Source organism: Rhodoferax sp., assembly GCF_037143375.1.
In the GTDB taxonomy this organism is placed as follows: Bacteria; Pseudomonadota; Gammaproteobacteria; order Burkholderiales; family Burkholderiaceae_C; genus Rhodoferax.
Genome location: NZ_JBAWYV010000026.1, coordinates 13174 through 35022 on the forward strand (window position 1 = coordinate 13174; position 21849 = coordinate 35022).

The 21849-nt window shown below is 54.9% G+C and carries 16 protein-coding genes; 6 read left to right on the forward strand and 10 right to left on the reverse strand.

Annotated features, from left to right (window positions below; genetic code table 11):
* Positions 1-213: 213 nt before the first annotated feature.
* Positions 214-1152 (reverse strand): hypothetical protein, encoded by a 939-nt coding sequence (locus WCG50_RS06355; protein WP_336898740.1) that lies wholly within the window; start codon positions 1150-1152, stop codon positions 214-216.
* A gap of 97 nt (positions 1153-1249) precedes the next feature.
* Positions 1250-6220: a hypothetical protein gene (locus WCG50_RS06360; protein WP_336898741.1), complete on the reverse strand. Its 4971-nt coding sequence runs from the start codon at positions 6218-6220 to the stop codon at positions 1250-1252.
* Positions 6221-7068: 848 nt separating this feature from the next.
* On the opposite strand from WCG50_RS06360, the gene WCG50_RS06365 reads away from it, so the two are divergent.
* Positions 7069-8241, forward strand: a complete 1173-nt coding sequence (locus WCG50_RS06365) for an ATP-binding protein (RefSeq protein ID WP_336898742.1) — start codon at positions 7069-7071, stop codon at positions 8239-8241.
* Positions 8242-9232: 991 nt separating this feature from the next.
* Here the strand turns inward: WCG50_RS06365 and WCG50_RS06370 are convergent.
* The 5 genes from WCG50_RS06370 to WCG50_RS06390 form a co-directional block, all read right to left on the reverse strand.
* On the reverse strand, positions 9233-9430 hold the full coding sequence (locus WCG50_RS06370) for a YbdD/YjiX family protein (RefSeq protein WP_336898756.1): 198 nt from the start codon (positions 9428-9430) through the stop codon (positions 9233-9235).
* Between the two features lie 4 nt (positions 9431-9434).
* A complete protein-coding gene (locus WCG50_RS06375) occupies positions 9435-11498 on the reverse strand; it encodes a carbon starvation CstA family protein (RefSeq protein ID WP_336898743.1) in 2064 nt (687 codons plus the stop codon).
* A gap of 186 nt (positions 11499-11684) precedes the next feature.
* Positions 11685-12401 carry a two-component system response regulator BtsR gene (gene btsR / locus WCG50_RS06380; RefSeq protein WP_336898744.1) on the reverse strand — a complete coding sequence of 239 codons (717 nt, stop codon included), beginning with the start codon at positions 12399-12401 and terminating at the stop codon, positions 11685-11687.
* A complete protein-coding gene (locus WCG50_RS06385) occupies positions 12395-14101 on the reverse strand; it encodes a sensor histidine kinase (protein WP_336898745.1) in 1707 nt (568 codons plus the stop codon). Before WCG50_RS06385 ends, btsR begins: the two co-directional genes overlap by 7 nt.
* Positions 14094-14669 (reverse strand): 3-hydroxyacyl-ACP dehydratase, encoded by a 576-nt coding sequence (locus WCG50_RS06390; RefSeq protein WP_336898746.1) that lies wholly within the window; start codon positions 14667-14669, stop codon positions 14094-14096. Before WCG50_RS06390 ends, WCG50_RS06385 begins: the two co-directional genes overlap by 8 nt.
* Positions 14670-14829: 160 nt before the next feature.
* Here WCG50_RS06390 and WCG50_RS06395 point away from each other — a divergent pair, with 160 nt between their 5' ends.
* From WCG50_RS06395 to WCG50_RS06405, 3 genes are all read left to right on the forward strand, one after another.
* A complete protein-coding gene (locus tag WCG50_RS06395) occupies positions 14830-16050 on the forward strand; it encodes a YbfB/YjiJ family MFS transporter (RefSeq protein ID WP_336898747.1) in 1221 nt (406 codons plus the stop codon).
* Positions 16037-18046, forward strand: a complete 2010-nt coding sequence (locus tag WCG50_RS06400; protein WP_336898748.1) for a U32 family peptidase — start codon at positions 16037-16039, stop codon at positions 18044-18046. Before WCG50_RS06395 ends, WCG50_RS06400 begins: the two co-directional genes overlap by 14 nt.
* Before the next feature lie 151 nt (positions 18047-18197).
* On the forward strand, positions 18198-18722 hold the full coding sequence (locus WCG50_RS06405; protein ID WP_336898749.1) for a c-type cytochrome: 525 nt from the start codon (positions 18198-18200) through the stop codon (positions 18720-18722).
* Between the two features lie 90 nt (positions 18723-18812).
* Here the strand turns inward: WCG50_RS06405 and WCG50_RS06410 are convergent, their stop codons facing one another.
* The 3 genes from WCG50_RS06410 to WCG50_RS06420 are packed head-to-tail and all read right to left on the reverse strand — an operon-like array spanning position 18813 to position 20829.
* Entirely contained in the window at positions 18813-19352 is a 540-nt protein-coding gene (locus WCG50_RS06410; protein ID WP_336898750.1) for a DUF2946 family protein, read from the reverse strand.
* On the reverse strand, positions 19345-20337 hold the full coding sequence (locus WCG50_RS06415; protein WP_336898751.1) for an alpha/beta fold hydrolase: 993 nt from the start codon (positions 20335-20337) through the stop codon (positions 19345-19347). The genes WCG50_RS06410 and WCG50_RS06415 overlap by 8 nt, the downstream gene beginning before the upstream one ends.
* Positions 20338-20379: 42 nt before the next feature.
* Positions 20380-20829 (reverse strand): nuclear transport factor 2 family protein, encoded by a 450-nt coding sequence (locus WCG50_RS06420; RefSeq protein WP_336898752.1) that lies wholly within the window; start codon positions 20827-20829, stop codon positions 20380-20382.
* Positions 20830-20966: 137 nt separating this feature from the next.
* On the opposite strand from WCG50_RS06420, the gene WCG50_RS06425 reads away from it, so the two are divergent.
* Positions 20967-21554: a LemA family protein gene (locus WCG50_RS06425; RefSeq protein ID WP_336898753.1), complete on the forward strand. Its 588-nt coding sequence runs from the start codon at positions 20967-20969 to the stop codon at positions 21552-21554.
* A gap of 41 nt (positions 21555-21595) precedes the next feature.
* Positions 21596-21849, forward strand: a 254-nt coding sequence (locus WCG50_RS06430) for a TPM domain-containing protein (RefSeq protein ID WP_336898754.1), incomplete at its 3' end; no start/stop codon positions are given.

The window sequence follows — 21849 nt, forward strand, 5'->3', positions numbered from 1 at the left end:
GACCGGTCTCAGAATTCGATACCGCAAATGTCAGAAATGTGATGAAAAAGTCACCAATTGACTGTCCCCTTTATGGAGCTTGGCAGTCAAACGGTCATAAATACACGTTGCGCATTATGACCATATCGGGTTTACATTTCATTAGCTTGATCGTCGATAAGGGATAACATTAACGCACTCACTTCCGTCAGAAGAGAGAATGTAGTTCCTAAATCACAATAGTGGCGACTGAACAAGGGAGGCGTCCTCTTCAAGCAAGTAAGCCGTTTGGATTTCTTGTAACCGTCGTCTTATCTGGCGCTCCGTTTCGAGCACACGAATTAATTCCCCAATATTTATGCGATCTGACTTCTGATCAAATCTTTCAAGCGATCGCGTTATCGTGACGTTCATTTCAAAATTAACCTCTGTCGCCGCAGCAAGTTGCAGCAGCTTCCCCAGTTGCGGGTCTGCAATTGGATCGAATGTGAACTTCAGTTTTCGTCCTATTAGATTTATTAGAGCCATTGCGCTGGGGTCCTCGGCCCAGATAATGGTTGCCTTTCCCGCCTGCTCATCGATGTCGCAACTGTGGATAGCTGCTCTAATTTTATGAATACTTCCAGAGCCCAACTCCTTTGGTGCTCTCTTAATCACAGGTAAAAATTCACCCGTCAAGATTTCAATGGGCGCCTCACTCCCACTTGAGTGAAAGAGAAGTTGTTTGACCGTCTCCTGATCAGCACATGTTGAAAGTAAATTTTTATAATCTTCATAAGTAGGAATTGTATTTTCGTGAGGCTGAAGTTCGTTATATACGTGTTTAGCATCCGCATGGGATTGAATGAGCTTTTTTGCCTCATCTGACTTGATGCTTTCTTGATCGAATAACGCAAATGTCGCCTGATTTTTAGGTATGAGAAACAATGAAAGAATGACATCACTGGCAATTGAAGTTTTCATGGCTACAGCATATTTTGTTGGGTCACCTACTTTGTTCATTAGTAATAAAACAGATGTGTCAAATGCTTTCAAAAAGTCCGCTCCAGAAACGGCTTTCATTCCATCAAATATACGTTCTGCTGCTGCATATATTTTTGGATCGAGTCTTGTCATAGCTACCATTACTTGGTCTGCATTTCTAATTTCTTGATTCATACGTTCTTTGTTCATTTTTACTACTCTTGAAGATTTATAAGGCACTCAGAAACAAGAAATACAAGCGTATTTTTTCTTGTTTCATTAATTGAAATTTAAGTTTTTATAGGATTTAAATTGCGACACCTTTCGCTGCAATTGCAGCAGAAATCGCTGCTCTGACCAAAACCGTGACACGTCCTGTACTAACACGGCTTCCTGGTGAAGACATTAATCCCACCTGAATCAATGGGTAGTGCCCTAAGTTCTTATCTAATGGGCCAAAGACAACCCGTGGCCGAAGCGTGTTCATAGCATTCATGTCCAGGGGCACTGGGTACTTCGAGCTAAAGCGGACATATAAAAATACAGAGTCTGGAAGCGCCGTCGCATGTATTCCTAGGCGATCCTGAAGTTGGGCAGGTGTAAGGTCTAGTTTTCCTACATACTTTCGCCGCACATCTAAATCCTCTGCCATCAACTTCAGCGTGACAGCCGGGATTTCCACCAAATGATTGACTATCTCTTGAGCTAGGGACGACTCGCTCATGCTCAGATCAGCTTTTAAACCACCCGGTTTCGCCTTCCCTCCGCGGCGTTTATGCAAATCACTGATATTGATTCCCTGATCACTAATGGCCGTCTCAAGCTGCGTGGATAGGGATTCGGCAATACCGAATCGGTGAGAGGCATCCAACTGCGTGCGACCTGCGAAACGTGCCAGTCCGCTTAATGTAAGCGTTGCGATATCCTTCTTTTCTAACTTTCCACTGCTGCCTGGAATGACCAGTGGTAAAGGCTGTCGGCGTTCAAATACGGGCAGTTTCATGTGAGCACTACGTGCGCCTCCCAGGTAATCCCAGGCGTCAAATTCTTCGCCCGCTCGGGCATGTGCACTACGGTAGGGCTCGCTCGATCCCAAGCAGCCCTTGAGGTAGGAGGTAGACGGGGTGAGCAAGGACAATTCACATCGCAGTTCGTGGCAAAGTATCATCGGCCATATCGAGGCGTAGTAAATGAGAAATGTAGAAATGTGGCCATGCCCAGTTTCCAACACTGAACGCATGCAGTGGGTATAGTCAAGCAGGATGTCGCCACGACAGAATTTCGCACCATGCTTGCATCCAAACATGGAAACCGCCATTTTTTCCCAATCAGGCCACGCCAGACGGCAGGCTGCGCTGGCCCGGCAACTATGCCGACGAATGGAAGGATCCCTGCTTACCAGAGTCATGGCATCCATGACGACCCGTTCAACGGTTCTTTGAATGTCCCAGTTGTCGCAGTTAGAAGATATAAACAAAGCGTTGCCGGTGCTGGTGATCATTTCAGACTGTGTCATTAGGAGGACATCAGCGATACTTGCTGGCAGTGTTGTCAGTCTCACAGAATTCGACGACTTGGTATTGCTGTATCCCTGGGTTCGGACGGCAAGTTTTTTGCTGGCACGCGTCACGCATTTCACAGGCAGTGTGTCCAACTCGCCCGCACGCAGGGGCGCGTATTCCAGCAAGTCAATGAATATTTCTGCCCGCTGCCGCAGAAGCGGCCATTCCTTCAACTGCTGCTGGACCACCGTGCGCACCGCTACGAAATCTTTGGTCAGGACGGCTGATGCGGCAGCCGACTTACGCATGCCGTCATATGAGGCAACCCCACGCTCTGTGAAAAGTCTCTCTGGGATCGCCCATCCCAGCGCTTTTGCCGTCCGCAGAAATCTTCGAAAACCAAAAAATTTCATCGCTTCGGCTGCATCTGGTGTGGCGGCTTTCGAACGCATCTTTGCCATGGAAAGCATGGCCCACTCCTCAAAATCACAGTCGGTCCATTTTGAGACATCATCCGTGACATCCAGCAACTCGAGTGCATCAGCCACCTCAGACCAATAGGTATGCAAAGAACTGAATTCTCGACCGTCACTGTGCGTTTCTATATGCAGGCGCGCCTCCTCACGCAGTACCTGCACTGCGCACTCGGCGGGTTTGTCACCCTTGGTGTCAATCATGTCCAGGCGCTTGATGAGAATCACCGCGCGCCGCTCTTCCTCGCCCAGCTTCTTTTTTGTATCGCCAACAACATTGAGGCATCCTCCGACCGCGGCGATTGTTTCCCTCCTAAACGCCCGTGTCCTATAGCCCTCATGCTTGATTGGTCTGAATCCAAACAATTCCCCGGCATTAGCCACGACAATTTCTGGCGAGACCATGCGTAGCAATGACTCCCTGTTTAGCGTTGCGGCTGGGATTGCACGCGAAGCTGCCGCAAGGATGCAAGGCGAGATATGAAAACGAAGCCAACGCGATACAAATGAACCGTACACCAGAAATGCATCTGCGTCATCCGCAGGCCATTGAACGACTGTGATGTGCTTCCTGAGCCAGGCGCCGCTGCTGGCCGCGACGCGCATGAAGTCCGGTGTCATTGTCAAGTCTGCATTGGAAAGCGCGACCACCGTGGGCGCTGTGAGTGGCACGATTATTTCATTCCCGCAGCGTTCGCGTGTCCATGCGGCACAAGTAGATTTACCGATGCGGCCAAAACTGCCTGTCCATCGGGCACAGATATTTTTCAAATCCCAAGGGTGGATTCCGTCAAATGTGGCTGCAGAAATAGCCCATTCAGCACCCGCTTCGCCGTCAAACATTTCTTTGGTGAGGATGCCTCTCACCTGGTTGACGACCAGAACTGATGTCAAGGTCAGGCGATCTGCAGGAGCAGGCAAAATACGACCGTCTTCTCCCCTTGAAGGATTCAAGTAAGGATCTGATTTGACAGACGGCGATTTGAGAGCAGTTAATCGATAATTTTTCGCTAGATGTGGGGTGGCGCCGGTGGGTACAGGAGCAAGAGCCAGCTCATCAAAAATAGCCTGCAGGGCTTGCTTAACTGCTGCCAATGCCCGCTTCGGAGAAACAGACATCGAGTCAGAAAATACTTCAACACCTTGTCGGCCATGCCCTGTCAACGAGCAGATTGTCCAGAGCGGCGCGCCGAGGATCGCTAGCTCGGAGATCAGGAAGTGGCGACCTATGTTCCGTGGTCGATGGAACAGTTCCTTGCTGATCAGGTCAAGTGAACCGGGCTGGATGATGACACGCTTCAAACGAATTCTGGCACCACGGGAAACAATTTTCATCTCAAAAAATGCTGAACTTTGCGGCGAAAGTTCGGCAATGCAGTCGGCACCATTGAGAAGCAAAGGCGATTTCAATTCACTTGCTTTTTCCTCCAGCATTTTGAGATCTGCTTGCAAGGCGGCAAGGATGCTGGAAGCCAGAGGGGTGTTGGGGACGATTCGATATGCTTTGTACCTGTCTGTGTCTTTGTCCCCAAAGAGAAAATACTCTGGATGGGTCAGTAGCGCTTCAAAGGTTAGGCGTGCAAGCCTTGACGCCCGATTTGCTGTCACGGTCACGAAGCTCAAAAGACGGGTACGTATCAGTACATTCCAGCTCTCGACAAGTTCGCCGACAGACGTCGCCGAAGATACCTTTTCGGCGGCCGCTAGAGCTTGACTTTGTAGGAGTCGCCAGCCTTGACAGAACTCATGCCTGGAGATTCCATTTTCTGATCCAACTACTTCATCAAATTCCTCAATTTGCGAATCGTCAGTTTCAAACCCAAGGTATTTATCAACTTCCCGCTGCTTAGCGCGCAAAAAGCGGGCGTTTAAAGTAATGTAGTGGAGCATCCCGGGAGGGATAGTGGTGAAGTCAAGCGCCACAAAAGCAGCGAGCACGTCCGAGCCAGTGACAAACCTAACCGCTTGACCTTGCGAGCTCGAGAATCTTGCTGCGTAGGCGCCATGGACTTCCCCTGCTTGTAGTCGCAAAAACTTTCGGTACGACTTAAGCCAATGGGTGATTTCATCTGCAGTTCCGATAACACCCAGCAATTCACTGAGGGTGCGCGCACTGGGGTGTTTAGCTTGCTGCAATTTGAGGTATTCAGCTACTCGACGGTCAACTGCAAGCCGGATGTAGTTTGGGATCATCAAGGCCGTGTCGGATTGCTGCTTGGTTAATCGAGTCGCATTCCAGACCACTTCACCCTTCAATGCGTCTAGCCAAATGTCGCCATTTGGGACCAATGGAATGGTCAAAGCGATCCGCGGCGAAAGCCCGGTCTTCACTGAGCAGATCGCAAAACACGCAAACCCCTGCTCCCGGTCACCACAAGTATCAAATTTACGCAGAACATTGCGGCATATCTCTGCAAGGTCTTGTGGAGGAAGTTGATGCCAGACGCCACTGATCCCAAAGCGATCTAGGTAGCCTCTTTTCTCACATGATTTAATGATCCATGGGATAAGCGTGTTCTTTTTGCGAGGCTCATCGTTCCGAGGCGACGATTCGCCAGCGGTGCCAATCACCTGGGGGTCATCAGTGCAGTCTTCAAAATCATCGTCATCATTACTGAGTGCATAGACTTCAGTGAATGAAGGATTCGCCGTTCCGCCAAGGCTGTTGACTGCCGGCAATTCAACCTTAAGTGCACGACGCATGCTAGCCAAAAGTTCAGAGATGCGCGGGGGAAGATTGGCTGCTTCACCTGCATTCACGATCTGAAACTCGGTGACGGGAAAGTCTTCAATTAAACTCTTCCAAGCTGGGTCCATCCCTTTTCGTTCAAGCCCAAGCCGTCGCAGCGTTTGCCAGTCCTTGCAACATTGGCTTGCTACAGTTGTGTTGGTGGCGACTGCCTCGAGAAAATAGAGCCCTAGCAGTCGGTCCAGTCGTTCAATAACGTTCTGCGGGAGGGAGCACGCGACGGGGTTGAGAAATGTCCTGAAAGTTTCGGAGTTCTTTGACCCGGCCGTCGTTGTGCTCAGCATCGGGATCGTTAGCGACAAAATGTGGGCCCGCTTGTGCAGTCCGCGCACAACGCCGGCCCAATCGCTGGTCCTTTCAAGTGGATCTTGCCCTTCAACCTTATCTAAACGTCGGATTGCGTTTCCTAGGGCCGTGACTATCCCTCCGAAGTTAAGCGGATAGCCCAGAGCCTTCATCACTCGGAGTTCATCAAGGGAGAGTGATTCCCTGAAGCCTTCAATGGCTAGCGCCACTGTGGCAGTTTCAGTTCTACTATCAAATTTTAGTTTCATTACTTTTCCAAAAATACAATTTCCGGGCGCGCCGGGTCGTGACCGATGCGTTGGTCTATTTTTCGCGCGGAACAAAGCCGTGCAGTTCTGCGGTCGGGTTGCTCAAATGAGTAATCCGCCCACATGGGGGAGTACGTTCACGCCAGCCTCAGGCCGACAACGTGGCGTCGTGCCGGGCCTGAGCACAAAGGTTCAGTCCGAGCGAGGAGCGTCGCGAGCAAGCGCGACGTTGCGACCAAGCCAAGGGCAAGGTGCGGGGCAGTGTCAACACTTAAGAGTGGACACTCGTGCTAGCCTTGTCGGCTGTGAGCCGATGGGCCATCGAGACAGTTGCACTAGCGTGCATCTCACTTTTTACAATCAGTTCAGCAAGGGCTGACCGATTGGCGTACCGCACATGAAGTGCCGGTACTGATGTCTGGTCCAAGCTTTCACTGGAACCACCGACCAAGAAGTCGGCTTGACAAGCGCAGGACGAACTATTCAGTTCAACCTACTGGGGGCTTGTCTGCCAGAAACACTTCGAAAAGTGCCCAAGCAGGGCTTTTTTGATACCGAGGAAACTCCCCCGGCGGCAGACCACAAGGATCTGCATTGGTTTCGCCGCATTCGCTGCTAACTACAAGATAGTTTCGAATTGGGTGCACCACTGAGCCAGCCAATTCAATTCATTCTCATAATCACCACAGTTAGTATCTCTTAGCTGCATGCAAAAGTTACGTCCGTAATAAGGGCATAAATGCTGCTATTGCAGAACGTTTTTCGAAGTTGCCACGCGTTTTGAATCCTTGCCTGCATCATAAATAATTAACATTGTAAAATTAATACTTAGTGTTAAAATTTCAATAATGATTTTACGACAAGCAGAGACAGTTGTTCGCCAGAAGTTGACCCAAACCCCGGCGGTGGTTTTATTAGGACCACGCCAAGTGGGAAAGACCACCCTGGCAAGACAGATCGCCAGCAACTGGCATGGTGGCGCTATTTATCTGGATCTTGAACGACCAGCAGATCGACTCAGGCTGGAAGACGCCGATGGCTACCTGCGCGCTCAACAGGGCAAGTTGGTCATCATGGACGAAATTCATCGTGCACCGGGTGTGTTTGAAGTCTTGCGCGGCATCATTGATGACAATCGCCAAGCAGGAATGCGTAGCGGCCAGTTTTTATTGCTGGGCTCGGCTGCACTGGATTTGATGCGCCAGTCCAGTGAAACACTGGCCGGACGTGTTGCTTATCTGGACATTACTCCGCTAACCATCACGGAAGCCGAAACGGCCAGCATCAATGATGCTGACCTGTGGTTGCGTGGCGGTTTTCCCGACAGCTTGCTGGCCACCGATGACGTACTGAGTTTGAATTGGAGACGGGACTTTATCCGAAGTTACCTGGAACGCGATGTGCCGATGTTCGCGCCCCGATTACCGGCTGAAACTATTGGCCGGTTGTGGACGATGATCGCGCATCAACAGGGCGGCTTGCTCAATCAAGCCCGTATTGCAAGCGCCCTTGGCGTGGCCAACCCGACCATTGACCGTTACATCGACCTGCTTGTTGATTTGCAGTTGGTACGTCGCTTGCGCCCATGGGGCGGCAATATCGGCAAGCGGTTGGTTAAGTCTCCCAAGGTCTACGTGCGAGACAGCGGGATCCTGCACGGACTCTTGGAAATTGAAACCCTGAACGACTTACTGGGTCACCCCGTATGCGGCCTAAGTTTTGAGGGCCATTGCATTGAAAACCTGATTCAAGCAGCGGGAAGCCGACGAGTACCGTATTTCTACAGAACCCAGGTTGGGGCTGAAATCGACCTGATATTCGAAAAAGGCGGACGTCCGGAAATCGGCATTGAGATCAAACGATCAAGCGCGCCGAGTCCAGAACGAGGATTTGCGTTGGCCTGCGACGATTTGAAAATTGAACAGCGCTACGTCGTCTACCCTGGCATTGAACGCTTTCCACTTCGCAACGGCGCTCAGGCCATTGGCTTGCAGGAGTTGTCGACTTTACTGCTGCAATAGATACCCATTAGCTTGGAGTGAGTTTTGCATTCGCGGCGGATTGCCATAAGCAAGGATTGAAAATGATACTGCTTTGGAACTATCGAATGTTTAATGAATATTAAACACAGCGTCACAAAGTTTTCAGAAGTTAATCTAAAAAAATATTACGAGTTAATAAGAAATTAAATTGACTAAATTTATTGAATTAATCTTCCGACTAATTTTTAGCAATCGAATTTAATAATGGCTTTTATACTTACTCGGCCGTAGCGGCTCGACTTGGAACTACAAAATGCAGCGTTCAAGTTATTTAAAAAAACGGGCTAATACTCACTGAATCAGGCTAAATGGGCTGATGAGATCAGCGAACTTTTTTCGTTCAGCGTGATATTTTTTTGCGTCAGTCGTTGATAGTCGTTTTAAAAAGTCACACCGCTGAATTCGTGGTTTCAGAGTGAGAATCGCATTTTTTGACGCTTAATAACGCTTCAGAACTATCAAAACCATGCGTGTTACACCGATACATTTGGGATTCGGAGGCCAATACTCTATCCACTGAGCTACAGCCGCACTTTGCTTAAAACTGCAATTGGCTGATTCTCGCACACCAACAACAATCGCTTTTCACCAGCAATAACATTGCAAAATTAACACTTAATTTCGTTATTTCAATAACGATTTCAAAACAAGCTGAGACCGTTGTTTACTCAAAGCTGACCCAGACCCGGTAGTGGTTTTACTGATTTCGCGTCAAGTGGGAAAGACCACGTTGGCAAGGCAGATCGTCAGCAACTGGCCTGATGGCTCGGTATATCTGTTTCTTGAACGACCTGCAGATCGACTCAAACTGGAAGACGCTGACAGTTAAGTCCTGCCGCAACCCTTTGCTGAGAATAAGCCACTCACCCCTAAAATTTCAGAGAACCCAACGACCTTATCTATCGCTATTCAAAAGCCAGCCGCAATGTCGTGGGTTGGCGGGTTTAGTGCTGACCTACGCCACTTGGCCTTAGCAGCATCCGCCGGATCGCCCGGAGCCGTAGCGGGCCTCCTGCCGGTTACGGATGAATTCGACCTCCGTCATGATGGGCAGTTCCGGGTGCAGCAGGCGCCGGTGCCGCACATAGGTGTCGTAATCCGGCAGGCCCACCAGCATTTTGGCGGCCTGCCCGAGGTACTTGCCGACGGTAGACAAGTCGTTGAACAACATATCAGGCGTTCGTTGCAGCGATGGCCTGGTAAGGCATCTCGCAGCTGGTGACTTTGTCGGTCTGCAGAGCCTTCATGCAGGCGATGACGGTGTAGTACAGCATGCTGACCACAACAAAGATAAAGAACACGGCCAGAGCGGCGTCCAGGTAGTTGTTGAACACGATTTGCTTCATCTGCTCAATGCTCTTGGCCGGGGCCAGCAGCACGCCTTTGTCGATGGCGGTCTGAAACTTGTTGGCCAGCGCCAGGAAACCAATTTTGGGATTGGCGTCAAACACTTTTTCCCAGCCCGCCACCAGCGTGCAGATCAGCAGCCAGCAGGTTGGCAAAATCGTGACCCAGGCAAACTGTTGGCGTTTCATCTTGAACAGCACCACTGTGCACAGCATCAGCGCGACACTCGCCAGCATCTGGTTCGAGATGCCAAACAAAGGCCACAGGCTGTTGATGCCTCCCAGCGGATCGACCACCCCTTGGTAAAGGATGTAGCCCCAAGCCGCCACGCAGAGGCCAGTGGCGATCATGCTGGCGATCCAGGAGTCGGTCTTTTTGAGGGCGGGCACAAAGGTACCGAGCAAATCCTGCAGCATGAAGCGACCAGCGCGGGTGCCCGCGTCGCAGGCGGTCAGAATGAACAAGGCTTCAAACAAAATCGCAAAGTGGTACCAGAAGGCCATCATGGCTTGCCCGCCAATCACTTGCGAAAAGATCTGGGCCATGCCCACTGCCAGCGTGGGCGCGCCACCGGCCCGCGACAAAATGCTGGTTTCACCCACGTCTTTGGCGGTCTGAATCAGCACTTCGGGCGTGATGATGAAACCCCAGGCAGAAATGATTTTGGCCGCGCCTTCAACGGTTGCGCCAATCACGGCGGGCGGGCTGTTCATGGCAAAGTAAACGCCCGGATCGATCACCGAAGCCGTCACGATCGCCATGATGGCGACAAACGATTCCATCAGCATGCCACCGTAGCCAATCATGCGGGCGTTTTTCTCGTTGTCGAGCAGCTTGGGCGTGGTGCCCGACGAGATCAGCGCATGAAAGCCCGACACCGCACCGCAGGCGATGGTGATGAAGATGAACGGGAACAAACTGCCCGACCAGGCTGGACCGGTGCCATCCACAAACTGGGTGACGGCAGGCATGCGCAGATTGGGCGCCACAAACACCATGGCCAAAGCCAAGCCGACGATGGTGCCGATCTTCAGGAAGGTGGACAGGTAATCGCGCGGCGCCAGCAGCAACCACACCGGCAGCACCGAGGCGATGAAGCCGTAGATGATCAGCATCCACGACAGTTGCTTGGCATCAAACGTAAACAGCGGTCCCCACATCGGGCTCTCGGCCACCTGCCCACCCAGAACGATCGACCCAATCAGCAAGACCAGACCCATGACCGAGACTTCGCCGATGCGCCCGGGGCGCAGGTAGCGGTTGTAAACGCCCATGAACAAGGCGATCACGATGGTCGCCGCCACGGTAAAGGTGCCCCAGGGGCTGCCGGCCAGCGCCTTGACCACAATCAACGCCAGCACCGCCAAAATAATGACCATGATGACAAACGTGCCCACCAGCGCAATGATGCCTGGCACCAGGCCCAGTTCAGACTTGACAAGATCACCAAGCGAGCGGCCGTCGCGGCGCGTAGAGACAAACAGCACCATGAAGTCTTGCACCGCACCGGCCAAGACCACGCCCACAATGATCCACAGCGTGCCGGGCAGGTAGCCCATTTGCGCCGCCAGCACCGGGCCGACCAGCGGGCCAGCACCGGCAATGGCCGCAAAGTGGTGACCGAACAGGATGTATTTGTTGGTCGGGACATAGTCCAGCCCATCGTTATGCCGCACCGCAGGCGTCGCCCGGGTCGGGTCGAGTTGCATCACCTTGTCGGCGATGTACAGGCTGTAGTAGCGGTAGGCCACCAGGTAGATGGACACCGCCGCGGTGATGATCCACAGGGCGTTGATGGTTTCACCCCGCGACAAGGCGACCGTGCCGAGGGAAAACACCCCGATCAAGGTCAGTAGCCACCACATGGCATGTTTGGAGATGAGTTGCATGAGCGCTCCTGTTGTGATTTAACGTCCGGCCTGGAAACAGGCGATTGACCCACCGCCAGAGCGGAGGTTCGCGTGCAATGTAGCGGGTTTGGATGCCCTTGGGTGCGCTATCTGGCGAGCGGTTGCCAGGCGGTTTGAGTGGCCGTTCAGCGGCCCTGAGCGGGTGCCATCAGGCGCCGTAAAAGCTCAGGAAATGAGCAGGCGGTCTTTCATTTCGCGCAAGTAACGGCGGCTGACGGGCACGCGCTTGCCGCTGTGGGTCAAAATTTCGGCCCCGCCGTTGTCCAGCAACTCAATCTCGGCGATGTGGTCGAGGTTGACCAAGTACTGTCGGTGGCAGCGCGCCAGCAGCGTGCGCTCCTGCAAAATTTTCAGGGTGAGTTCGGTGGTGCCCTGACGCTCGGCGCTCACCACCTGCACGCCCGTCAAATCGGTGTGGACAAACTCAATCTCGGCCAGCCCCATCAGACAAATGCGGTTGCGGCTGACACATGGCACCTGGCGCAGCAACTCGATCGACACCGGCGGCGCCTGGCTGGCGGGGTGTGCGCCGTTGCGCAGCCAGTTCAGGGTTTTGGCCAGGCGTTGCGGGTCAATTGGTTTGAGCAGGTAATCGGTCGCGTGCTCTTCAAACGCTTTCAGCGCGTGCTCGTCGTAGGCGGTGACGAACACAATGTGCGGCATGGCCGCCGGGTCAATCAGGCTGACCATCTCCAGGCCGCTCAGGCGCGGCATCTGGATGTCAAGAAACACCACCTGCGGGCGCAACCGGTGGATGGCGGCCAGCCCTTCAATGGCGTTGGCGCACTCCCCCAGCACGTGCACATCGGGCTCGGTCGCCAGCAACGCTTTCAGCTCATCGCGCGACGGGGCTTCGTCATCAATGATCAAGGCAGTCAGCATGGTCCCGGCCCTTCGTTAACTGGCACAGAAATAGCCACCCGCGTAAAGCGATCGCGCTCGAAGGTGACTTGAAGACCGAACGCATCGCCATAACGCAGCTTGATGCGTCGGTCCACCAGATTCATCCCCAGACCATCGCTGTCCGGTTTCGGCTGGTACAGGCCCGCGCTGTCTTCCACATTGACCGTCAGCAAGCCGTCTTGCTGCTGCGCGCTGAGGGAAATTTTGCCCGGCTCCAGCAGCTGGGAAATACCGTGTTTGATGGCATTTTCAACAATCGGCTGGAGCGAAAAGGCGGGCAACCGAAGGCTCAGTAAATCCTCCGGAATGGCGATCTCGACCTGCAGATGCTCGGCAAAGCGGGCCAGTTCAATGCACAAATAGGCGTTGACGTGCTCGACCTCTTCTGCCAGCGTGACATCGTTGTCGGTGCGCTTGAGGCTCTTTCGGAAAAAGGTGGACAGGTACAGCACCAGTTGCCGCGCCGCTTCGGGGTCGCGCCGAATCACGGCCGCCAGCGTGTTCAGGGCGTTGAACAAAAAGTGCGGGTTGATCTGCGCCTGCAACAGCTTGATTTCGGCTTGCACCAACAGTCGTTTTTGCTCCTCGATTTTGCCGGCCAGCACCTGGTTTGAGAGCAACCGGGCGATGCCTTCGCCCAGTGTGCGATTCAGCGATGAGAAAAACTTGGACTTGGGCTCGTACAACTTGATGGTGCCGAAGACCCGGTTGGCTTCCCCGCGCAACGGAATCACCATGCAGGAGCCCAGCTTGCAGTCTTTTGACACCGAGCAGCAATAGGGCACGTTGGCGCCATCGGCGTACACCACTTCGTTGTGGGCAATGGCGTACAAAGTGTGTGGCGAAGAAATCAGGGTGCCGCTCAGGTGGTGGTCGGACCCCACGCCGACAAAGCCCAACAGCTTTTCACAGTCGGTGATGGCCACAGCGCCGACGCCGGTTTCTTCCTGAATGATGGTGGCCAGGCGCGTGCAGTTTTTCTCGTTGAAACCTTGCATCAGGATGCCGACCGAGCGTTCGGCGATGCGCAAGGCCTTGGCCGAAAAGGCAATCGAATATTTTTCCAGCGTTTCGCGCCGATCCAGAATCAGGCGCATGAACAAGGCGGCGCCAAACGAGTTGGTCAGCACCATGGGCAAGGTGATCTGGGCCACCAGACGCGCCGCCTGGTCGTAGGGCTTGGCCAGCAGCAAAATAATGGTCATCTGCGCCAACTCGGCGACCAGCGTGGTGCCAAAGGCAATCATCGGATTGAGCAAGCGGTCAGCCTGATGGCGACGCAGCAAATACAGGTGCAGGGCGCCGCCGATCAGGCCCTCGGTCACGGTGGACACCGCACAGGCCGTGGCCGAGAAACCGCCCATTGAATAGCGGTGCATACCACCCGTGAGCCCGACAGCCAAACCCACGACGGGGCCGCCGAGCAGGCCGCCGAGCACAGCCCCAATCGCCCGCGTGTTGGCAATCGCCCCCTCAATCTTGAAACCCAGATAGGTGCCCATGATGCAAAAGCCGGAGAACACCACGTAGCACACCAGCTTGTCGGGCAGGCGCACCGTGACCTGCATTAACGGCGCGAACAGCGGGGTCTTGCTCAACAGATAAGCCACCACCAGGTAGACACACATCTGCTGCATGAGGTCGCCGATCAGGGCGAGATGATTGATTTCCTCAAACATGTCTTAATTCGGCTTTAGCGCTCTGTATGCCATTGAAGGGACCTGGGTGTACCGAAACCGCGCTTGGGGTGGCCGACCCCAGGGCCGCCGAAAACTGCGCTTTATCGGCGTAGACCATCAGGGTTTCCAGTTGGGCCACTTCGACGCCGTCTACCAGCGCTAGAGCCGTGACTTGCACGGCATCAGCGCCGATCTGGCGGCAGGTGATCTCAAACGTGACATCCTGCTCCGGCAGCACCGCACGCTTGAAGGCGCAACGCCGCACCGACGCCAGCACACCGATGCGTTCGCCGGGCAAGGACTGCACATAGGTATCGGCACTCAGCAAGCCGGCACCGGCCAGCTGGGTCACCGCTTCAATCAGCATGACGCCGGGCACCAGCGGATAGCCGGGGAAATGCCCCTGCACCACGGCATTGTCCAGCGGCCAGTGGGCGATGCCCGTATAAACGCGCGGGCCGCGGGCGGTCAACTGCTTGCAGGCAAATATCGGCCCCCGGTGGGGCAACAATTGTTCGATCGCCTGGCGGTCCAGGGTGAAGGGGAACTCAGGAATGGGGTTCGTCATGCTATATATAATATAGCATTAAAGCCAGACTATACGAGGGCTAGAAGGCTATTTAGCAAATATTTTCACAAGTTTTCCTTCAACCAGCATGAAACGCACAAATCGCGTACATTGACGTGCACGTCAACCTTATCCCCCCACCTTACTCAAACCAACCCCCATGAACGAACAAAGAGCGCGCCTCAAGGTTTTGAGTGCAGGCATTTTCAGCCTGCTGCTGGTACTGGGCGTTGCCCGTTTTTCGTACACCCCCTTGCTACCGCTGATGCAACAGCAAGCCGGGCTGGGCGTGGCGGCGGCGGGGTGGCTGGCGGCCATCAACTACGCCGGTTACCTGAGCGGCGCGGTATTGGCGTCCCTCATCAGCGACCTGGTGCTCAAAGACCGCCTCTACCGCATCGGCATGGTACTGGCCATCCTCAGCACCGCCGTCATGGGGCTGACCACCGATGTCACAGTCTGGGCGCTGTCGCGTTATGTGGCGGGCCTGAGCAGTTCCGCCGGCATGCTGCTGGGCACCGGGCTGATCATGAATTGGCTGATTCGCCACAACCACCGCAGCGAATTGGGCATCCACTTCTCCGGCATTGGTCTCGGCATTGCGGGCTGCTCGACGGCGGTGATGCTGTTCAGCCCGTGGCTGGATTGGCGCCAGCAGTGGTTTGCTTTTACCGCCATCGGTTGCCTGCTGCTGATTCCGGCCTTGCGCTGGTTGCCCAAACCAGACACCACCGGTCTGACCATGAGCGGGCAAAAAATGCAGGACAACCCCCCTAGCCCGCTGTACCTGCGCATCTTCATGGCGGCTTATTTTTGTGCCGGTTTTGGTTATGTGGTGAGCGCCACCTTCATCGTGGCGATCGTGAACAAATTGCCGGGGCTGGAGGGCTGGGGCAATCTGGCGTTTCTGGCGATTGGCATTGGCGCGGCGCCGGCCTGCTTCAACTGGGACCTGATCGCCCGGCGCACCGGCGATTTGAATGCGCTGATTCTGGCTGCCGTGCTGCAAATCATCGGCATTTTGTTGCCGGTAATGGTCGGTGGTTTGATGGCGGCGCTGTTTGGGGCTCTGCTGTTTGGCGGCACCTTCATCGGCATGGTGAGCCTGGTGCTGAGCATGGCGGGCCGCTATTACCCGACCCGTCCGGCCAAGATGATGGGCAAGATGACCCTCTCGTATGGTGCGGCCCAGATCATTGGCCCGGCCATCACCGGTACGCTCGCGGCCCGTTTGGGCAGCTACAACGCCGGTCTGTACTTTGCGGCCGGGGTGATGACGCTGGGCACTTTGCTGCTGCTGGCGCTCAAGGTGGTAGAGCGGCGCGATGCCGCACGCACTTTGCTGTCCGCCGGGGATAATCTGCGGCATGTCACTACTTGACCATCAACTTGAACTATTAGCCCCCGCGCGGGATGTCGATATTGGTATCGAGGCCGTCAACCACGGCGCCGATGCGGTGTACATCGGGGGCCCCTCGTTTGGCGCGCGCGCCAGCGCCGACAACAGCGTGCAAGACATTGCACGACTGGTGCGCCACGCCCACCGCTTTAACAGCCGCATTTTTGTTACGCTGAACACGATTCTGCGCGACGAAGAGTTCGAGCCCGCCCGCCAGCTGGCCTGGCAGCTGTATGACGCCGGGGTCGACGCGCTGATCATCCAGGACATGGGCCTGCTTCAAATTGACCTGCCGCCGCTGCAACTGCACGCCAGCACCCAAACCGACATTCGCACGCCTGAAAAAGCCCGTTTTCTGCAAGACGTGGGGCTGTCGCAAATCGTACTGGCGCGGGAACTGTCGCTCGAAAAAATCGCGGCGATACGGGCGCAAACCGACTGCACGCTGGAGTTTTTTGTGCATGGCGCCTTGTGCGTGGCCTACAGCGGCCAGTGCTACATCAGCCACGCCCATACCGGGCGCAGCGCCAACCGCGGCGAGTGCAACCAAGCCTGCCGCCTGCCCTACCAGGTGATCGACGACAAGGGCCGCTTTGTGGCGCACGACAAGCATGTGCTGTCGATGAAAGACAACAACCAAAGCGAGAACCTGGCGGCGCTGGTGGATGCGGGCATTCGCAGCTTCAAAATTGAGGGCCGCTACAAAGACATGGGTTATGTGAAAAACATCACCGCCCATTACCGACGGTTGCTGGACGACTTGATCGAAGAACGCCAAAGCTCGGCGCAGCCGCTGGCCCGGGCATCGAGTGGCAGCACCACCTTTACCTTCACGCCCAACCCGTCGCAGAACTTCAACCGCGAGTTCACCGACTATTTTGTGCAGGGACGCAAAGACGATATTGGGGCCATCGATTCGCCCAAGAACCCCGGGCAGCCGATTGGCTATGTGACCCAGGTCGGCCCGAATTGGGTCGAGCTGGAAACCACCGACAAGGAACTGAAATTGCACAACGGCGATGGCCTTTGCTATTACGACTTGCAAAAAGAGCTGATGGGGCTGGCCATCAACCGTGCCGACAGCGTGAACGCCGCCAAAGGGCGCTGGCGCGTGTTCCCCAACGATGCGCTGGCGGGCTTGAAGGATTTACGCAAAGGCACGGAAGTTAACCGCAACCGCGACATGGACTGGTTGCGCGTGCTGGACAAAAAATCGAGCGACCGCCGCATCGACCTGTGGGCGCACCTCAGCGACAGCAAAAACGGCATCGCCCTGACGCTGACCGATGAAGACGGCCACAGTGCCACCGTCAAGGCGCCACTGAACCGCACGCTGGCCAAAGACGCCGAGCAGGCGCTGGCCAGTCTGCGCGACAACCTCAGCAAGATGGGCACCACCATTTTTGCCACCCCCGAGGTTCAGATCGACTTGTCGCAAGCCTGGTTTGTGCCCACCTCACTGCTGAATGCGTTGCGGCGCGATGCGGTTGAGGCGCTGGAAGCGGCTCGCCTGAAAGCCTTTACCCGCTTGCCCCGGGCCCCGGCGGTGCAACCCCCGGTGGCGTTCCCCGAAGAGACCTTGACCTATCTGGCCAATGTTTTCAACCAGCATGCCCGTGATTTTTACGCCCAGCACGGCGTCAAACTCGTAGCGCCAGCGTTTGAAAGCAACCAGGAAAAAGGCGAGGTGAGCCTGATGATCACCAAGCACTGCGTGCGCTTTGCCTTGAGCCTGTGCCCCAAGCAAGCCAAAGGGGTTACCGGGGTGCAAGGCACCGTCAAGGCCGAACCCTTGCAACTGGTCAGCGGCCGCGAAAAACTCACGCTGCGCTTTGACTGCAAACCCTGCGAAATGCACGTTATGGGCAAGGTCAAGAATTTTGTCCTGCACAAAAGCAAGGAGGCTCCGACCACACCGCCTGAAGGCACACCTGTCACCTTCTTCAAAACACGTCCAAATCAAGAATTCGGTCATTGAACAGGCCCATTTTTTAATGCACGGGAGGACCGAACAGTCTGAATTAAACTAGCGCCTCTGGTTCTTGGTGTGAAACAAGCAAATAGCTTTTGATTCAGATCATGGTTCCCGCTTATATTCGACTGTTTTTACTATTCATTTAAAGGTTCCCATGAGCGACAACACGCAAGCGGCTGTTCACGAAGAGGCTCATACCGGGCCCGTCAAAAACCCCAAGCAATTGCTGATGACCGTTTTTTTCTCGTTTGTCGTGCCCATCTTTGTGATTATTGGCCTGGTTTTGTATGTCACCTCCGCCAAGAAACCCGAAGCCGGGGCCGTGAACCTGGAGCAAGCCATTGAGGCCCGGATCCAGAAAATTGGCACGATCGTGATGCGGGCTGGCACCCATGAGCTACGCTCTGGCGAACAAGTTTTCAAAGCCCAATGTACCAACTGCCATACCGCGGGCCTGCTCGGCTCACCAAAGTTTGGCGACACTGCGGCTTGGGCACCCCGCATCAAAACCGGTTACGAGGCACTGCTGACTTCCGCAGTCAAAGGCAAGAACGCCATGGCACCGCAAGGCGGCGGCGAATTCTCGGACCATGAAATTGGACTGGCCGTGGTCTACATGGCGAATGCAGCTGGTGGCAAACTGGTCGAGCCTAAAGCACCGGCAGTGGCCGCCAAATAAGCTGTATTTACGGCTGCACGGCAAGCCGGTCCTGGACCGGTTTTTTTATGCCTAATTGGCATCTAGCCCCCGTACTCATTGCCTTAGCAGCTATTTATTTTGTAGCAACAACGGGCTTAATACGAAGTTGTAAAGCTTCGGCAAATCCGCGCTGATCACCTCTTGTGCCGTCCACACGCCTTGTTCAATCGCTTCGGCAGACGGTCCCATGTCCATGGTGTGAACCAGCCCAAACCGGGTGTCTGCCTGAAGGTACAAGAACCCGTTTTCGTCGACCAGGCAGTGCGCCACGACCGCCGCCTTCCCGGTGTGGTCTTGCACCGAAAAGTCATCATTGACCCGCCAGACCTGTGGCGTGATTTCCAGCTCTACATAAACTCGCTGCGGCCCATTCTGAAAAAACCACTGCCCTTGTGCATCCGGCTCGTAATTGCGCTGGATGAATTCGATCAACTTCTCATGCTTTAGCAGTGAACCCTTGCTCTGCGCGCAACCACCGGCAAACGGCCCCGACGCCTGCGCTCGCTCGTCCCGCATGTACCAATTGCCGCGCGCATCCAGACCGAGCCAGCCGTAGCAATCGGGCACATTAGGCCACTTGGCCAGCGCTTGTTTGACGATCTCATCCATTGAAGTTATCCCTTTGTTTGCTGTTGATCTGCGCTGACAACCAACCGCCTACCGTCATTGGCAAGGTGCGCAGGTGGCCTGGCAACGCCCCGGCGGCAAACCCGACATGCCCGCCCTGACGCGGCTGCCACAAGGTTACGCACGGGCCAACCTCTTTTTGTTGCGGCAAGCTCGAAGCGGGAATGAACGGGTCATTCAACGCGTTCACCACCAGTGCCGGTAGGCGGATCTGGTTCAAATGCGGTTGCGCCGAGGCCCGTTGCCAATAGTCTTGCGTATTCTTGAAGCCGTGCAAGGGCGCGGTGAACACATTATCAAACGCGTACAGATCCCGTGCGGCCCTGAGTTTTTCGGCACTGAAGAGTCCCGGATGCTGCGCCAGTTTCAACATAGCCTTGGGCTTCATGCTGGCCAGAAACATGCGGGTGTAAACCAAGCGGTTAAATCCACGCCCGATCGCTTGCCCACTGGCTGCCAAATCCAGCGGTGAACAAATGCTGGCCACGGCATCCACCACGCGGGCGGCCTGGCCCCCCATTTCTTCGGCCCAGCGCAGCAATGCATTGCCGCCCAATGAGATGCCGACGACGACGATGGCGCCTTGGTGCTGTTGGCGTAGCCGTGACAGAATCCAGCCGATTTCTTCGAAGTCGCCTGAGTGGTAGGCCCGCGGACCCCGATTGATCTCACCGCTGCAACCCCGAAAGTGAGGCACCACAAAACCATAGTTCTGAGCGCGGGCATAGTTTGCAAAGGCTTGCGCGTAGTGACTGACTGATGAGCCTTCAAGACCATGAAACATCACTAGCAAAGGCTGCTGCGTGCTTGAGCGGAGCCAATCAACATCGATGAAATCTGCATCGGGCGTGACCCAGCGTTCACGCTGGTAGAGTGGTTTACCAGGGTGCCCGCGCCGTGCGTACAAGGCTGGCCAGATGGTTTGAAGATGGCCCCCCGGCAACCAGACGGGCGCTTCGTAATTCATAGCTGCTTACGCATATAAGACGGGGTCTAGAGGCCTATTTGATCAATGAAACACATGCGGTGTTTCGCTCATTTCCTGAGCTTCCTGCTCTGACCCCGGGCTGGCATGGTGCGCCACCATGCGCCATCCCTGCGGCGTCTTGTAATAGACATTGGTGGCAATCACGTAGGCTTCGCGCAGGCCCTCGTCCGTCAGCACTTCCACCCGTTCGCGCACGCTGTGTACGCTACTGGTAAAAGACTCAATCTTGTGCACGCCTTCAGGCCAGGCGCGTATCGTGCCATTTGAAAACAGGGCCTCAAAAGCAACGCGTATTGCGACCACCCCAACCAACCGGGGGCCACCAGGATGCACGCACACGACGTCGTCCTCATCGGCCCAGCAGGCCATGAGCTTTTCAAGGTCAGCCGTCTGCATCGCCTCATAGAAGGCGGCTTCAATGTCATCGGCGGTGCCGCCAACGGCTGTTGATGATTTTTTAACTTTGGACATGGCGGTGATTGAGGGTACTGAGTTTGATTTTGCCGTGAATCCAGTATCCCTCAGTAGGGGAATACTTGGCAGTCGTCAATTCAAGGTCGGCGCCAAGCGTTTATGCTAACCCTGCTTTTAACCTGTGGGAGATTTTTATGACACGATGGCTTTTGATTTTTTTGACCGCGCTGGCCTTGACAGGCTGTGGCTACAACGATTTTCAACGCCTTGACGAACAGTCCAAGTCGGCATGGAGTGAGGTGCTTAACCAATACCAGCGTCGAGCTGATCTGGTGCCCAACATTGTCGCCACCGTCAAGGGCGAGGCAGCTTTTGAGCAGGAAACACTCACCAAAGTGATCGAAGCCCGTGCCAAAGCCACCAGCATGCAGGTCACTCCCGAGACCTTGAACAACCCGGAAGCCTTCAAGAAGTTCCAGGCGGCGCAAGGCGAGCTGTCATCGGCACTGAGCCGCTTGATGGTGGTGTCTGAGCAGTACCCCAGCCTGAAAGCCAACCAGGGGTTTTCGGACCTGCGGGTGCAGCTTGAAGGTACTGAGAACCGTGTCACGGTCGCCCGTAACCGGTATATCGAATCTGTGCAGGCCTACAACGTGCTGGCACGCAGTTTCCCCAGTAACCTGACCGCAATGGTCTTCAGCTACCAGCCCAAACCTGTCTTTACTGTCCAGAACGAGGCGGCCATATCCAACGCGCCCGTCGTTGACTTTAATAAAAAATAGTCACCATGTCGCGGGCGATATTCCTTTCGGTTGCATGGCTCATGGCTGTGTGGCTGGTGACCGGCACTGCGCAAGCGCAGTTGGCTGTACCCGCTCTGAGCGCACATGTCATCGACACCACCGTGACACTTGAGGCCACACAACGTCAGGCGCTCGACGCCAAACTGAGCGCCTTTGAACTCAGTCGGGGTGCGCAAGTCGTCATCTTGCTGGTTCCGACCACGCAGCCAGAAGACATTACCAGTTATGCCAATCGCGTCGCCAACGCCTGGAAAATTGGCCGCAAGGAGATTGG